Annotated in this window: 11 protein-coding genes; 8 read left to right on the forward strand and 3 right to left on the reverse strand. The window is 40.4% G+C overall.

The annotated features are described in order from the left end of the window. Positions 1 to 5: 5 nt before the first annotated feature. Both QYC40_RS07140 and nhaA read left to right on the forward strand, forming a co-directional pair. The gene (locus QYC40_RS07140) at positions 6 to 1,322 is read left to right on the forward strand and encodes an ABC transporter permease (RefSeq protein ID WP_301993240.1); all 1,317 of its coding nucleotides are present in this window, start codon (positions 6 to 8) and stop codon (positions 1,320 to 1,322) included. A gap of 198 nt (positions 1,323 to 1,520) precedes the next feature. Continuing rightward, a complete protein-coding gene (nhaA, locus tag QYC40_RS07145; protein ID WP_301993241.1) occupies positions 1,521 to 2,693 on the forward strand; it encodes a Na+/H+ antiporter NhaA in 1,173 nt (390 codons plus the stop codon). 499 nt (positions 2,694 to 3,192) lie between these two features. Here the strand turns inward: nhaA and QYC40_RS07150 are convergent, their stop codons facing one another. Further along, a complete protein-coding gene (locus tag QYC40_RS07150; RefSeq protein ID WP_301993242.1) occupies positions 3,193 to 3,540 on the reverse strand; it encodes a hypothetical protein in 348 nt (115 codons plus the stop codon). 418 nt (positions 3,541 to 3,958) lie between these two features. Here QYC40_RS07150 and QYC40_RS07155 point away from each other — a divergent pair, with 418 nt between their 5' ends. The 6 genes from QYC40_RS07155 to QYC40_RS07180 all read left to right on the forward strand — a co-directional run bounded on the left by QYC40_RS07155 (position 3,959) and on the right by QYC40_RS07180 (position 14,036). After that, positions 3,959 to 5,071, forward strand: a complete 1,113-nt coding sequence (locus QYC40_RS07155; protein ID WP_301993243.1) for an AraC family transcriptional regulator — start codon at positions 3,959 to 3,961, stop codon at positions 5,069 to 5,071. A gap of 148 nt (positions 5,072 to 5,219) precedes the next feature. Next, entirely contained in the window at positions 5,220 to 8,084 is a 2,865-nt protein-coding gene (locus QYC40_RS07160; protein ID WP_301993244.1) for a TonB-dependent receptor, read from the forward strand. A 49-nt stretch (positions 8,085 to 8,133) separates the two neighbouring features. Continuing rightward, positions 8,134 to 9,168 (forward strand): tyrosine-protein phosphatase, encoded by a 1,035-nt coding sequence (locus tag QYC40_RS07165; protein WP_301993245.1) that lies wholly within the window; start codon positions 8,134 to 8,136, stop codon positions 9,166 to 9,168. Between the two features lie 272 nt (positions 9,169 to 9,440). Then, the gene (locus QYC40_RS07170) at positions 9,441 to 11,585 is read left to right on the forward strand and encodes a right-handed parallel beta-helix repeat-containing protein (protein WP_301993246.1); all 2,145 of its coding nucleotides are present in this window, start codon (positions 9,441 to 9,443) and stop codon (positions 11,583 to 11,585) included. A gap of 218 nt (positions 11,586 to 11,803) precedes the next feature. Beyond that, positions 11,804 to 13,096 (forward strand): DUF389 domain-containing protein, encoded by a 1,293-nt coding sequence (locus QYC40_RS07175; RefSeq protein WP_301993247.1) that lies wholly within the window; start codon positions 11,804 to 11,806, stop codon positions 13,094 to 13,096. A 106-nt stretch (positions 13,097 to 13,202) separates the two neighbouring features. After that, positions 13,203 to 14,036, forward strand: coding sequence for a universal stress protein (locus QYC40_RS07180; protein WP_301993248.1), 834 nt, complete (start codon positions 13,203 to 13,205; stop codon positions 14,034 to 14,036). A gap of 28 nt (positions 14,037 to 14,064) precedes the next feature. Here the strand turns inward: QYC40_RS07180 and arsC are convergent, their stop codons facing one another. Together arsC and QYC40_RS07190 are read right to left on the reverse strand one after the other, a co-directional pair. Then, entirely contained in the window at positions 14,065 to 14,415 is a 351-nt protein-coding gene (gene arsC, locus QYC40_RS07185; protein ID WP_301993249.1) for an arsenate reductase (glutaredoxin), read from the reverse strand. 134 nt (positions 14,416 to 14,549) lie between these two features. Then, positions 14,550 to 15,887, reverse strand: coding sequence for a TolC family protein (locus QYC40_RS07190; protein WP_301993250.1), 1,338 nt, complete (start codon positions 15,885 to 15,887; stop codon positions 14,550 to 14,552). Position 15,888: the final 1 nt, after the last annotated feature.

Consider the following 15,888-nt stretch of genomic DNA (forward strand, 5'->3'; position numbering starts at 1 on the left):
TATATATGAACAAGATATTATTAATAGTACAAAGGGAATATTTAAGTCGCGTCAAGAAGAAATCCTTCTTACTTACCACTTTCTTAGTTCCCCTATTCTTCATAGGCCTCTATGTCGGTACGTTCTTATTGACGCAAAAAAGTTTTGAAGACTCGAAGGCGTTGGTCTATGTGTTGGATCAAACTGATTCGGTACATCAGCAATTGAAAACAAACGAGCGTATTACCTATGCAAAATCCAATACCGAGCTGCAGGAACAGTTAAAAGAGGTTAAGGAACAAGGCGACAAAACCAGCTTATTGATTATTCCAAAGGATTTCTTCCAAACGCGGAAAATAGAATTCCTTTCCTCGGGAAAGCCGAACATCAAAATCCAAGCAGAAATCGAGAGTGAATTGGAGAAAGTTTTGTTAGCGCATGCTTACAAAGAACTGCATATCGATGCGGATAAGATCAAAAACATTAACACACAGGTTTCCACTTCGGCCAAAGAGATTACCGAATCGGGCGACACGAAAGATAGCGATACGCGCATTGCTATGGGTATAGCTATGGGATTATCGATTCTGATCTACCTGTCATTATTCCTTTACGGCGCACAAGTGATGCGCGGAATTATCGAAGAGAAATCCAGCCGTATTGTGGAAGTCATCATCTCTTCGGTGAAGCCATTTCAATTGATGATGGGTAAGATTATCGGTATTGGACTCGTCGGCATTACCCAGTTTGTGCTGTGGATTGTCCTATCATTTACCCTTTTCACTGTAGCGACAAACACCTTGATCAATAAGGAAGACCTTCAGAACCAAATGCTCCAACAGGCAAATGTAGATAAGACAGAACTCTCAGACACTAGTGCTATTGCGCTCGACATACAAACCGCCCTAGATGGCGTCAATGTCACGGAGCTTCTGATCTGCTTTTTCCTGTTTTTCCTCTTAGGCTATATGCTCTACAGCGCTTTATTTGCCGCGGTAGGCTCTGCTGTGGATTCGGAAACCGAAGCGAATCAGTTCACCATGCCAATTACGATGCCCTTGCTCCTCGCCTATTTGTTATCTTTTGGTGTCTTGATCAATGATCCTCATGGTAGCATAGCGACCTGGCTGAGCTTTATTCCCCTCACATCACCGATTGCGATGCTAGTCAGAATTCCTTTTGGTGTGCCGACCTGGCAAATCATTGTATCCTTCCTGCTCTTAGTAGGCGGATTTCTTGTTACTACTTGGGCGGCGGCTCGTATCTATCGTGTCGGTATCTTGATGTACGGTAAAAAAGCAAGCTTTAAAGAACTTATCAAATGGTTCAACTATAAAGATTAAATTAAATCAAGACATTAAGGTTGGGCCGATAAATCGCATTAAAATGAGCAGTTTAACGGCCTAACTTCATTCTGGACCGCATATTTACGACAGGTTTGTTACCCGATTCCTGTCGGTTTTTACCCAGCAATCACTTTCTTTTTCATATATTTACCCCTTTATTTTTCACATTCCATACGAACTATTATTCAAAAAATAATGGCAAATCTGATTAATCTAACCGTTTTCAAAAGGTTCCTTTCGTCGAACTATGCAGGAGGAATTCTCCTATTTTCATGTGTTATCATTTCCTTAATTATTGCGAATTCCCCTTTTGCCGAAGGATTTAATCAGTTTTTTCAACAGGTCATTGGTTACGAAAGCGAAAGCATTCAGTTAAAATACTCGGTTAAACTATGGATTGACGACGGTTTAATGGCTATCTTCTTTCTTTTGGTGGGTCTTGAAATTAAACGTGAACTTGTCGAAGGCGAACTTTCATCGCCTAAGAAAGCCGCCCTTCCTATTGTGGCTGCAATCGGCGGTGCCCTGGTACCTGCTGGAATCTACATCGCGCTGAATTTTAGCGAACCTACACATCATGGTTGGGGTATCCCAATGGCGACTGATATTGCCTTCGCATTGGCTATCATTACGCTGCTCGGCAAGAAGGTACCTGCAAGCTTAAAAATATTCTTAGCGGCATTAGCCATCGTAGATGATTTATTGGCAATCTTAGTAATCGCCATCTTTTACTCTTCCGACATGCACCTCACCTATCTGATGTATGCCGGCGGAATCATGTTGCTTCTTATTGCTTTTAACCGCTTCGGCGTTAAAAATATCTGGGCTTACCTAATCCCGGGTGTTTTCATTTGGTATTTTGTTCACCATTCCGGGATTCACGCGACCATCGCAGGTGTACTGGTGGCCATGACTCTTCCCACAACACCGGACGCAACAGAATCGCCGCTAGAGAAACTGGAGCATGCCCTAGTAAATCCGGTAAACTTTTTTATTATCCCTTTATTCGCCTTAGCAAACACCAATATCACGCTTCACGAAGAAATGATCAGCGGACTGACCTCTCCACTCGGATTAGGTATTATCTTAGGTCTATTCCTCGGAAAAACCATCGGAATTTTCCTAACCTCCTATATCTGCGTTAAGACAAAGCTTGCTAACCTCCCTGAAGAAGCCGGCTGGAAACATATGATTGGTGTCGGTATGCTCGGTGGTATCGGATTTACCATGTCAATTTTCATTTCTATGCTCTCCTTCAAGGATCCCTTATTTATCGAAGAAGCTAAATTTGCTGTCCTGATCGGGTCATTGATTTCCGGCTTATGCGGATATTTCTTCCTGAGTTCCTTGGCGAAGAAGGCTGTTTAGATTTTAGATTTTAGACATAAGAATTAGATATAAGATTTTAGACATAAGATATTAGAATATGGCGGCTAGAGATGGTCGCCATATTTTTTGATAGTGAAGCTTGTTTTTTTTGATGGAGCTTGTTTTGAACCAGGAAAAAAAGGGTTTAAGGATTGGCAGGATCCTGTTTATCCTTGCATCCTTCCTTTCCTGGTTAAGAAATAGTAGTTAGTATTTAGTACTTAGTATAAAGACCTATAGCGTAATACCCCGTCAATCCTTGAATACTTCCTTTCCTGGTTCAGAAATAGTAGTTAGTATTTAGTACTTAGTATAAAGACCTATAGCGTAATACCCTGTCAATCCTTGCATCCTTCCTTTCCTGGTTCAGAAATAGTAGTTAGTATTTAGTACTTAGTACTTAGTATAAAGACCTATAGCGTAATATCCTGTCAATCCTTGAATCCTTCCTTCCATTGTTCGCGCCATACTCTAATGTCTCATATCTCATATCTCAAATCTAATACATAAAATTCCCTGTACAGCTATTGTATACTCCTTTAATCGCTGTCACTTCCGTATTGAAGTTTTTGATTGCGATTTTTTCTCCTTCACAGGTGTAACCTTCGGCTGGTGCTAAAGTACTGCAGTTTGGACACATGGTCATTGGAAAAAAGATTTCCTTACCCTGATATAGTCCTCGATAAAGATTAACCTCCATTTGCCCCTTCTTTGAGCAGCCTAACTGCTTGTCGTATCGCTGCTTCATTTGGATATAGCACTCTGGTGCATTGGGATCGTCTTGCTGTTTGTCGCACGCACTTAAGAAAATAAGGCTGCTGAATAGGATTGTGATCAATCTTTTCATATGGAATATTATTGGTTATTCATAGTACGTAAAGTATTCCGTAAATGCTACATAGAATAGTAGTTAGTATTTAGTACTTAGTATAAAGACCTATGGCCGCCAACATGGTCATACTAATACGGCACAGCAAATATCTTATCTCTATTATCTAAAACTTTACCCACCCTAGGTCTGAACACTAACTATTAAATACCAAATACTACCCCAATCAAACCCGCTTTGGAGCGGGTTTGATTGGGGTTATCAATGGGTTTACAAGGGTTCTATAAGGGTTGTAACTTGAAGCAGTCTCCTACTTGGTTGGTTTTGCACTTTATTTAATTGAAATCTTCGCTTTTTTAAGACTGAAGCTTGTTTCATGATATTAGATAACAATTTATTGCAAATAAGTTAATAATCAAAAGTTATTATTGCTGATATGGGGCCATATCTATTACTTGTAACAGGACAGATTGTGGTTTTTAGCTTTTTCTTTTCGAAGACTTTGAAACGAAAGGAGAATAAAGACCAGATTCTCTTTATTATTTTATTTTGCTGCAGCTTAGGCTTGATTTCCAAACTGATTATTCAGTTTTCAAATTCGGCAGTCAATTTCGAATACGGCATTTCGTCGACCATTGGTTTTTCAACTTTTGCCTTTCTCTATAGCAAACATATTTTCTCCCAGAAGCCTATTCGAAGGGTTGAACTCATCTGCTTCTCTCTACCGTTCTTTAGCACCGCAATTATTTTTATGATCGAACTGCTCTTTAATAAAGGAATTGCTCATTATCAAGGACTGGCGAAGGCGATTGATTTTTATGTATTTAATTTTCGGCGATTTATCCTTGCCATTTGTTTCCTTGGCAACATCTATTTGCTAGTTAAATATTGGGATAGCGTTAAAAAACGTGCTCGGACGAACGAAATAGGATTAGCATTAAGTTTCATTTGCTACAATTTTTTCCTCTGTTTCCTTATCTCGAGCTCTTTGTTGTTCAAGCCCTTTGATTATCAATTCATTCTTTATTTGGGACTGGCGAGTTCATCGATTATCGTCCTATTGATCGTGTATTTCAGATTTGTTAATCCGTATAGGGACAGTTTGGGTCTATCTGTACAAACGGCGAGTAGATTAAGTGGGGATATGAGGAAGACGAATGAGGAAAAGTATCAGAAGAACAGTGCGAAGATTGAGGGATTAAGACCACTCGTTGCTCAGATCGATGAACTGATGATTAAAGAACAGCCTTTTCTCAATCCTGAGTTTGCGCATTCTGACCTTGCCAAGAGTTTATCGATCAGCAATCATGATCTTTCCATTATCCTCAATAATTTAATGGACTCCAATTTTTATCAATACATCAACTCAAAACGAGTATCCTATTTCATTGCTCATGCGCATCGAATTGTTCAGGAAGATCAGAATATTTTAAATCTGGCATACGAATCGGGCTTTCAGTCCAAGAGTACATTCAATAAGTATTTCAAGATGGAGACCGGACAATCGCCTACGGAGTTTCTTAAAGAAAAGGTATCGAAGATTTCCTAATAATTTGTTAAACGAAACTTAACAACACATAAAACGCTTATCATCAATCACTTATACAGTAAAAAAACACAGCTAAAGTTCCTCCCAATTGGCGCGGTCGATATCGTTTGAGATTTCCTCTCTCTTTGTGGCAACAAATCAACATAAGATGAAAAGAATTTTTTACTTCGTATTTTTTCTGCTATTCCTAAGCTGGCAGGCTGCATTTTCGCAGCAGCAATACAGCATTACGGGAAGGATTATTGATGGGAAAACAGCACTTCCCGGCGTTACTATTAAAACAAAAGACAATAGCATCGCTACACAAACCAATCTGGACGGAACTTTCCGAATTACGGGAATCAAACAAGGTAGCTATGAGCTGGTCTTCAGCTATCTGGGTTATGAGTCGATTGAGAAGACAGTTAATGTTTTGGAGAAACCTTTTAATGTTTATCTAGGCGATTTATCCTTCACGGGAAATGATGCTCAGGATATCGATGAAGTTGTTGTGCAGGGCATTATGGCTAACACGCAGGCCAAAGCCTTGAGCATACAGAAAAGTAGTCCAGCGATTATGAATGTTATCGCGTCGGATTTAATTGGTAAGTTGCCCGATCGAAATGCTGCAGAGGCGGTTCAGCGTATTCAGGGTATTGCTATTGAACGCGATCATGGCGAGGGGCGCTATGCGAGTGTACGCGGAACGCCCATGCAATGGAATTCTACCTTGGTAAACGGCAATCGGATGCCGACTTCTGAAGGTACGTCCAACAATACGACGGGGAGTAGAACTTCTCCCTTAGATATCTTCCCTTCCGAAATGATCGAATTTGTTCAAGTGTCAAAAGCGATTACGCCGGATATGGAAGGCGACGCGATCGGAGGTTCCATTAACTTCGTCACCCGTACGGCGCCGGTGAGCAAAACATTAAAAGCATCCCTAGGGACTGGCTATAACGGACAAGCGCAAAAGGGTATTTACAGCGGTAGTTTTATGTATGGGGATCATTTTTATAAGAAGAAGCTCAACTTGATTATCGGCGGCTCCTATTGGAAGCGAAATTGGGCTACCGATAATACCGAAGCGATGTACAATCCAGATGACTTTGCGATGGAGAGTTTTGAACTCCGCGATTATAAAGGAGTACGTACGACCATGGGATTAAACGCTGGGTTATCCTACAATTTCAGTCCAAGCCATACCCTATTCTTTCGGGGCATCTTAACAGACTTCCAGGATCAGGAGACAGCTTTAGAGCATACTTTTTCCTACACCGACAAGACTTTGACCCAGCGTCGTCGAGAAGGCGTCATGGGAATTGGACTGTTAGGTGCTGAAGTCGGCGGTATTCATAATACTTTGGGTGAAAAGTTGAATATACAATGGAAGTTGAGCAACTACGAAACCAACATGGAGACCAGAAAACCGTCGCATGCCGATAATCCGAAGAAAACCTACCGCATGAGCATGTTTGCCAGCAAGGTGGATTACGCGAACCTTGCTTCTGACGGCAAAATGTATCTGGATCTGGATGCGCCTGCTGGATTTCAAAGTTCAAATTATCAGTCGTTCGTACCGATGTTAAAGTCGGCAGTAAAGTCTTCCGATTTGATGCTAAACATATTATTGGACCTTCAGTTACAGAGTTTTGAGCGCGATAGAATCGCAGAGTTAGATTTTAAATATCAACTGAACAATAATATTTATTTTAAAGCTGGCGGTAAATTCAAGGGTAAATACCTTCGTCGTGGTAGCCCGGTGGATATCTATGCCAATACCGGAGCTAAAATTACTGTTGCAAGTTTAGCGACGGAGGGTTATGATTTCAATGGTGGTTTTTTGAAAGAGACCGGTGCTGATTACCATTCAATTTTGTTGGATGGAATTACCTTGACGCAGTTAGACCAGCTCTTGATGGATAGCTATATCACGGAGAACAAACTGATGCATATCTCTAGAGGTGAATCCAGTCCAGATGCCGCTTCTGCGTTTTACAGGGGCAATGAGGATGTCTATGCGGGCTATGGTATGTTCGATATAAAGCTTTCGGATAAACTACAACTGATTGCAGGGGCGCGTTACGAACACACTGCTTTAACTTACTACGGCAATGAAGTAATCCGCAAAAACGTCGATGGGAAGCCGACCGCAGAAATCAATAAGGTCGAGAACAGCAATAAATTTGGTTCGCTATTGCCGATGGCACATTTAAAGTACCAACCGATCGAAGCGATGAATATCCGTTTAGCCTATACGAGAACATTCGCCAGAGCTAATTTTTCAGATCTTAACCCAACGGAGAATATTAACATGATTTATATCCCTCCGGTTATCTCTCGTGGTAATATTGCTTTAAAGCCTACTTTCGCGCACAATTTTGATTTCATGTCTTCTTATTATTTTGACGATATCGGTGTTGCGAGTTTTGGGGTTTTCTACAAGCAATTGAGCAATGTAATTTACTCGTCTCAATCATTTCAACAGATTGATGGCACGATTTATCGTGTTACCCAACCTGAGAATTCCGAGAGTGGTTGGCTAGCCGGATTTGAGGCAGGGATATCGAAACGTTTGTCATTCCTACCTGGCTTTTGGAATGGATTTGGAGTTGAAGCGAACTACACAATGACGACTTCTGAGATGGAGGTTCCACGCTTTAGCTTGGACGATCAGGGGCAGGTTACAAAGACTATTGCCAAGGAAGTACTACCAAATCAATCAAAACATCTTTTTAATGCGGCAATTTTCTACGAAAAAGGTAAGTTTATGGCACGCATTGCCGGCAACTACAAAGGATCGGCATTATCCATTGTACAAGGCAACCCGGAGAATTATCGTTGGTATGGTGAAAACTTCACTATGGATTTTTCAGCGAACTATAGAGTTAACAGGAAAGTTTCTGTCTTTGCTGAGCTAAATAATCTAACGAATGCAGCCTTGCGCTATTACCATGGCGATTCTCGTCGCGTAGAACAGTTAGAGTATTACTCCTTAAGAGGATTAGTGGGAATCAATTATCAGATATTTTAATCAGAGGGTTATGAATTTCAAAAAATATATCGCATTTACATACATTCTTATGCTTGTATCATTAAATATCATCGCGCAGACTCCGAAGGTCACTAGAACATTGGAGGAAGGTTTTCGAACAGATCGCATAAATAGTACATCTTATCGCATTTATGCGGAACACAATTTCCAAGGTAATTATTTTATCGGCAAGTCGGTAGAAACAATCGACTATAGCAAACCTTTCAGCTTGACGAAGGATAGCATTGTCGCTGTGGAGGAGAACGATCGCCTATACTTTGCATCTATTCTGGCTGGAGATACGATTGTTATCACTGAACGTTTAATTCCTTTAGTGGGGCCTAGTAACTTCCGCGATATTGGCGGTATTAAAACAAAGGACGGGAAACAAGTGAAATGGGGTCAGTTTTATCGCGCTGATGCATTAGGGAGTATTCAGGAAGCTGAGTTTCCATATATTGAGAGCCTAAAGATCAGTAAGGTGTATGACCTGAGAAGTGATGAGGAAATTGCCACATCGAAAGACAACTTGCCTTCTAGCATCCGCTGGATTCATCACCCGATCTTTAGTGGCGATAATACCGCAGAAATGAATGCGGTTATGCAGAAGCTTAAAACCGGTGATATGACTGCTCAAGACTCTAAAAACTTGTTGATTACAGCAAACAAGGCGTTTATCAATTCGAATTTAAGAGAATTCAAAGTTTTGGTTCGTGAGCTCCTGGACAATCAAGCACCCTCATTGTTCCACTGTACAGCCGGTAAAGATCGTACCGGGTTAACCTCTGCCCTATTGTTATCAGTTTTGGGAGTCGACAAGGAAACAGTTATTAACGAGTATTTAATGACAAACTATTACACACTGCCAAAAATGGCACAAAAGAAAGACGCGAAAACAGCAGCTGCATTTGCGAAGGTCGATCCACAAGTGATGTTGCCATTGTTGACGGTAGATCGCAGCTATCTAGAAGCAGCATTTACAGAGATTGAAAAGAGTTATGGCGATATGGATAGGTTTATCAGAGAAGGATTGGAAATATCAGATGTCGAGCGAAAAGGATATCAAATGAAGTACACGTATTAAATGTTGGACTAAATTTCGGAATTTGCATTGCTGGAATCTATATAGTTTTAGCCTGTATGTCGGAGCCCTTTAGTGAAAGGGCTCTACGCATTGGCGTCAAATAAAGCGACTATACATTTCAATCAAACAGTATAGGTATTAGCGGATTGTCTCTTTGCTAAATCTTTATAGCAACTATTATAATGAAAGTTTAATTTGCCAAAAACGAAGATAATTTCTATTTTGTTTTCAATTCAATCTAACACATAAACCTTTCATTAACCTGTCTCTTTATGATAAGATACTTGTTTACTTCGATCCTAATATTTTTCCTGACTACGGCAAAGGCCGATATCGTACTATTTGTTTCTCCGACGGGGAATGATCAAAATATCGGTTCGTTGGAGCAGCCCTTGCATTCCTTAAATTATGCGCTCGCGAAAGCCAAAGAGATGAAACAAAAACAACCAAAGGAGGCAGTAAAGATTTATCTACGGGCGGGCGAATATGCGTTTAATAAGGCTGCACGAGTTGATCGTGCTTTGTCCGGAACCGCAGGGCAACCGACCATTATTGCTGCCTATCAAAATGAAGAGGTTGTTTTTACAGGAGCCATCAAAATTAACGGGTCGGATTTCGCACCTGTAAAGGATCGGAAAGAACGTAGTTTCTTACATAAGGATGCCGCAAATAAGATTTTAGTAGCCGATGTCAATGCTTCAGGGATTGCTGTAGACGAGGGGCTTTTTCCTCATGGATTCGGGTATAGCATTGAGGAGCTTGTACCGTCGAGCAGCATGTTGTTTGTTGACAATGAAGCCTATGATTTAGGTCGTTGGCCAAATGCAGGCGAACCTATTGTTAAGATCGCTGAGGTGCTAAATAAAGGGTCGATTGCGCGTTACGGCAAGGTGGATAATCCGTATGGCGCTCAGTTTAAATATATTGGCGACGTCAAGAACTGGAAACAAAAAGATAATATCTGGATTTATGGATACTTTGCCTACGGGTATGCGGATGATAATGTGATGATTCACGCTATAGATACGAAGAAGAAGACCATTAGCACAACACATCCTCATATATACGGTTTCCATTCCAGCGCAGATACCTCCGATTGGGGCTTAAAGCATTCTCATAAGATTCGAGGCTTTCATTTTTATAATATTTTAGAAGAGGTTGATCAGCCGGGAGAATATTATTTCGATCGTGATGCCAATAGACTGTTTATTTATCCAAGCAGTTCAATTGCTAGTGGAACGGATGTTCGCTTGACACAGTTTGCTGAGCCTTTTCTGATCGTCGAAGGCGTAAATTATTTGAATATCGAGAATATCGATTTTAAGTATGCGCGCGGATTGGGTATTTATTTGGGTTATGTAAGCCATGTAACTATTCGGGACTGTCGTTTTGAGAACCTCGGTGGGCGGGCTATTTCAATGGGCGACACCTACCCCACCGATTTGAAGACAGAAATCGATAATCAGAATCAGAATAGCTTTGTACGCATTGAGAATTGTTATATCAACAATATGGGATCCGGAGGAATTTATATCAATGGTGGTGACAATAGGACGCTGACGCCAGGAAATAACCTAGTTCAAAACTGTGAAATATCAAACTTCAATCTTTTCAATAAGACTTATGCTCCGGCGATACGCGTTACTGGCGTTGGACATACGGTAAGACATTGCTACGTACATTCGGCTCCGCATATGGCGATAGGTTTTCAGGGGAACAACTTGCTTTTTGAATACAATAAGATTGCCAATGTCTGTCAAAATGCTTCTGATATGGGTGCCATGTACACCGGTAGAAACCAAGCCGAGCAGAACAATACGATCCGTTACAACTATTTCGAAAATGTTTATAAGGATGACGAGAACCGCGTTTGTGCAGTTTATCTGGATGATGGCACGGTTGGCCATTATGTTTATGGCAATATTTTCAATCGCTGCGGTAACCCAACGGATAAGGGATCATTTGGCGCTGTGCATGTGAATGGCGGTTATAACAACTATTTCACGAACAACATCTTTATCAACTGCAAACAAGCGTTAGGCAATAGCCCCTGGACCATTGAAAAATGGAAAACTGACCTCATGGCCGCTGACCTTCAGAATAAACTGACGGAACGCGTAGACATTCGATCTAACGTTTACAAAGACGCTTACCCTCAATTGCATACCATTCTAGATACAGCCGTTGTACCGATGCGGTACAACTTTTCGGATAATAACATCGCGTTCTTATGCGGCAACTTCGCTTCCGGAAACTACGTCAATTCTAATATGCTGTTCCTGAAAGATAGCGAGAAAAGCGATCCTTTTGTAGATTACAAGAACAAGAACTTTAACCTCAAGGACAGCATCAGGATAAAAGAGGTATTACCGAAGTTTCAGGCGATTCCTTATAATAGGATTGGATTAATTGAATAGTATTTAGTAGTTAGTAGTTAGTATAAAGACCTACGACGCCAGGTCCTTATTATCCAAAAATCGCTCTTTTCCTGGTCCAACGACATCTTAATATTAAAAACCGCCAAGGGTCTTAATACTAACTACTAAGTACTAACTACTAATCAAAAATTTGGCGGTTTAAATTACATTCCAATTTAATGGGGATTTTCGTATTTTCCCGGCATCAAGCAATATCTATGATCAAGTTACTACGTTCCTTTAATCTCCATTATGGAGAGGAGTCTCGAGAGGTTGTGTTGGAGAATGTGAAATCGAATATTTCCTTCAAGGGCGCTAATCTATGGATTTTAGCCTGTGCTATTGTTGTTGCCTCGGTGGGTTTGAATGTCAATTCTACCGCGGTAATCATCGGTGCCATGTTGATTTCCCCTTTGATGGGACCTATCGTTGGGGCTGGATTTGCGTTGGGGACTTACGATTTCGATTTGTTGAAGAAGTCTGCGAAGAACTTAGGCATTGCGACCTTGGTAAGTTTATTTGTATCGTTTTTATACTTTTTGTTAAGTCCTTTCAAAGAGGCGCAGTCGGAATTGTTAGCCCGGACTGCTCCTAATATTTATGATGTTTTGATTGCTTTCTTTGGCGGTTTGGTTGGCGGAATTGCGATTACGCGCAAAGAAAAAGGAAATCCAATCCCTGGAGTCGCGATTGCAACGGCCCTGATGCCTCCACTTTGTACAGCGGGATATGGATTGGCTATCGGTAATTTCGCATATTTCTCCGGAGCAATCTATTTATACACAATTAACTGTTTCTTCATCTGTATCTCTACTCTTTTCATCGTGAAGCTGTTGAAATACCCTAGGGTTAAGTTTGTGGATGCTCAACGTGAGAAACGGATAACTAGGACCATCACCGTCCTCTTGATTATTATGTTAGTGCCTAGTTTCTATTTGGCATACAGTTTATTGCAGGAGAGAAAGTTCACCCAAAATGTGTCTACTTTTATCCAAAACGAGTTTGCTGCCAAAGGATATACGGTGATCTATGAGCGTACGCAATTTAATAGCAGAGAGAAAAGAATTGAATTGGCCTTTCTTGCAAAGCGTTTCTCGGATAGTGAGCTTAAAGATTTGAATAATCGATTGGATAATTACGATTTACAAAACACGAAGTTATTGATCCGTCAAGACAGCGTGGATCTTAAGAAAGACATCCTTGCGGAAATTAACAAGCAATCGCAGCACGTCTCCGAAAAAGATATTACAATACAGAACCTGCGGAACGAACTTGCCGCTTATACCTTTACTGATAAGGCGCTCATTGAGGAAATTACGACCTTATTTCCTCAATTGTCGCCATTTTCTATAGGGAAACAAAATGTTTATGTTAATAAGGATAGTTCTTACCTGCAAACGGTTTTAATGATTGATGGGAAGGATAAGCTAAATGAAGCGGACCTTAATCGATTGGAAAGCTGGCTTAAGGTGAAGCTGAAAAGCGACGCCGTTTCCGTTATCACTCGATAAATCGAAGATAAAAATTCGCTTTTCTCGTTCAAAATGCTTATATTATAGGAAAGGAATGCTTCCAAGGCGTTCCATTAAAACCGTGTTTATATTAACTTTTTGTCCTATGAGAAAGTCTATTTTAGTCCCCATCGATTTTTCGAATAATGCTCAAATTGCTTCGCAATACGCGCTCGCTTTTGCTGAGAAGTACGGGTATGATGTACATTTTGTTCATGTCTATCAAGCATTTAAATCCGCCTTTCAAAGTCATTCCAGTAATGAAAAAGATAGCGAACAAGCACATAACAGTTCGCAGGCGAAATTGGAAGCCTTCAAATCAAACTTAGGGCTGACATCGTCGGATGTAACATTTCAATGTGTCGAAGGCGCATTTTTGACTAGTATTCAAAAGTACATTGACGAACATCAAATATCGTTAGTGATTATGGGAACACATGGAGAAACTGGCGCGAGGAAAAATGTTTTGGGCAGTAATACCTACGATCTGGCAAAGAATATGGAGTGCTCTTTATTGATTGTCCCTGAGCGACCGAATGAGTTTCATCTGTCGCACGCCGTGTTGTTTACCGATTATCAAAAAGGCGATGAGAACACGCTGAGATCCTTTATGGATGTTGTTGCGGGCGAGCAATTGAAGTATAGTATAGTCCATATGCATCCGGAAGTTAAGGATCCTACAGTTTATGAAGAGCTGGAATTAGAGGAACACCGCTATCATTTGCAGAAGGATTTGGGAATAGACGATCTTCAAATGCAGTTGATTCGTAGTAAAGAGAGCACAAGTTTGGTGAAGGAAGTTGTGGAGGAAATGCAGGCCGACATCCTTTTGCTCACTTGGAACAGCGATAAGAACTTTTTCGCAAAACTATTTAGTAAAAGTTTAGCAAAAGCAATTATTATGAATCCAATGGTTCCTGTGTTTTTGGGCAGTAAATAACTAAACGTAGTAGATTAATAAATCAAGTTTATTGACGCTTCAACAACTCGATTATATTCTCAGTTGGTCTACCAATTCGTGCAGTACCGTTCTTTACTACGATTGGGCGTTCGATCAAGATTGGGTATCGTGTCATTACATCAATCCATTGATCGTCATTTAATTCGATATCCGCAAAATTCTGCTTAAAAACATCTTCGTTCTTACGGATGAGATCCAGCGGTTTGATACCTAGCATGTTTATCAGCCCCTCAAGCTCTTTTTTGGTAGGAACTTGATCGAGATATTCTTTCACGATAAACTCTTCGCCACTTTCCTCTAAAAGGCTTAATGCCGCACGACTTTTACTGCAGGAATGATTATGATATATTTTGATCATGTTGATGGCGTTGAATCTAAGCTACGCGAAGATACAAATTTCGATATCTTTCCAAATCATTTAGCATGATGAACGACTCCCAACATGCGAGCGATCGAATGCGTTTCTGCGACTCAACAGATAGATTTGACCACTTAAAATCGTATATCTCCGGTTGCCATCAATTCGATAAGCAATTTTGAGAATGCCATGTTAAAGCGTACCTGAATAGTCTCACTTTCCGCATTAAGAAGGTTCGCTCGTGAAATGTTCAGATCGTAAATGCTGATTTTCCCTGCGTCAAAGCTCTTTTGACTGATATCAAACGCCAATCGGGTATTATCTAGTGCTTCATTGCTTAAAACGAGTTGCTTCTCGTAGTTTTTATAATCCAAGAGATAGCCTTGCATTTCTTGGGAGAATTGCTGCTTGCCTAATGCTAATTGTTCCGCATTCTGTTGGATTAATATCTTATTCCTTTGAAGATTATACTTCACGCTGTTTCGATTATAAATAGGGACGTTCAAGGAAAGTGTTACTTGTTGCGAGAAATTATTTTGAATCTGTTCCATGTAAGGGAGTTTTCCAAAACCCTGAGTAAGATTGTTGAAGTAAAAACTACCCACATTCACACTCAAATCAATACTTGGATAAAGGCTAGAACGGATGATCTTATTTTCGGCTATAATCGATTCATTCAAGTATTGATATTTCTTGATCAATGGATGATCAATCCACATCATGTTTGAATATGAACGATGCTTATCATCGGTTTTTAAGAGTTCTTCGATCAAGGATATCTTTTCATCGACTTGAATTTCTTGATCTTCTTCCATGTTCATCGCATACTTGAGTGCCAACAATGCTTTATCAATTTGCTGTACAGCGGCCGCTTTTTTCTGTACATCTCGACTATAATTCGCTTTCGCTTCATATAAGACCGATAAAGCAGTCACACCTAAATCGGTTGATTTTTGGATCTTTTGCAATTGTAAATTCGAGAATATAGCACTAGAATCGATCAAACGGGCCATTTCTTTCTGTAGCAGCACCTGTAAATAGGCTTGCAGCACCTGCACGCGGGTATTTCGCTGTACGAGTTCTACATCCTCTTTTGAAGCGTTGACTAAGGCTTCCGCTTTGATTACATTGTTCTTGATGCGACCAAAGTTGAGGAGCGAAACAGAACTTGATAATCCCAGACTATTACTAAAATTGTCGTTCCTTGCGTTGTTTCCAAAGATATCTTGCGACTGTCCGAAATTGCTGGAAATATTACTAAAGCCATTTAGGGTTGGCAGTCTCTCGCGCTTCGCGGTCTCTATATCAATTGATTTATTTTCTACATCCAACTTCGAGAGGGCGAGGTTCTCATTTCGTTGAACAGCATAATCCATACATTCTTGTAAAGACCATTGTTTCTGAGCAAAAACACCGTTCACTAAAGACAACATAAATAATGCGATGAGTATAACTAATTGCTTTCCTGCCATA

It is taken from the genome of Sphingobacterium sp. BN32 (genome assembly GCF_030503615.1).
Lineage (GTDB): Bacteria > Bacteroidota > Bacteroidia > Sphingobacteriales > Sphingobacteriaceae > Sphingobacterium.

What these genes read in the sequence shown, in the direction of transcription:
- QYC40_RS07140 (WP_301993240.1), top strand. Translation starts at nt 6, where the DNA reads ATGAACAAGATATTATTAATAGTACAAAGGGAATATTTAAGTCGCGTC.
- QYC40_RS07165 (WP_301993245.1), top strand. Translation starts at nt 8,134, where the DNA reads ATGCTTGTATCATTAAATATCATCGCGCAGACTCCGAAGGTCACTAGA.
- QYC40_RS07180 (WP_301993248.1), top strand. Translation starts at nt 13,203, where the DNA reads ATGAGAAAGTCTATTTTAGTCCCCATCGATTTTTCGAATAATGCTCAA.
- nhaA (WP_301993241.1), top strand. Translation starts at nt 1,521, where the DNA reads ATGGCAAATCTGATTAATCTAACCGTTTTCAAAAGGTTCCTTTCGTCG.
- QYC40_RS07190 (WP_301993250.1), bottom strand. Translation starts at nt 15,887, where the DNA reads ATGGCAGGAAAGCAATTAGTTATACTCATCGCATTATTTATGTTGTCT.
- QYC40_RS07170 (WP_301993246.1), top strand. Translation starts at nt 9,441, where the DNA reads ATGATAAGATACTTGTTTACTTCGATCCTAATATTTTTCCTGACTACG.
- QYC40_RS07150 (WP_301993242.1), bottom strand. Translation starts at nt 3,540, where the DNA reads ATGAAAAGATTGATCACAATCCTATTCAGCAGCCTTATTTTCTTAAGT.
- QYC40_RS07175 (WP_301993247.1), top strand. Translation starts at nt 11,804, where the DNA reads ATGATCAAGTTACTACGTTCCTTTAATCTCCATTATGGAGAGGAGTCT.
- QYC40_RS07160 (WP_301993244.1), top strand. Translation starts at nt 5,220, where the DNA reads ATGAAAAGAATTTTTTACTTCGTATTTTTTCTGCTATTCCTAAGCTGG.
- arsC (WP_301993249.1), bottom strand. Translation starts at nt 14,415, where the DNA reads ATGATCAAAATATATCATAATCATTCCTGCAGTAAAAGTCGTGCGGCA.
- QYC40_RS07155 (WP_301993243.1), top strand. Translation starts at nt 3,959, where the DNA reads ATGGGGCCATATCTATTACTTGTAACAGGACAGATTGTGGTTTTTAGC.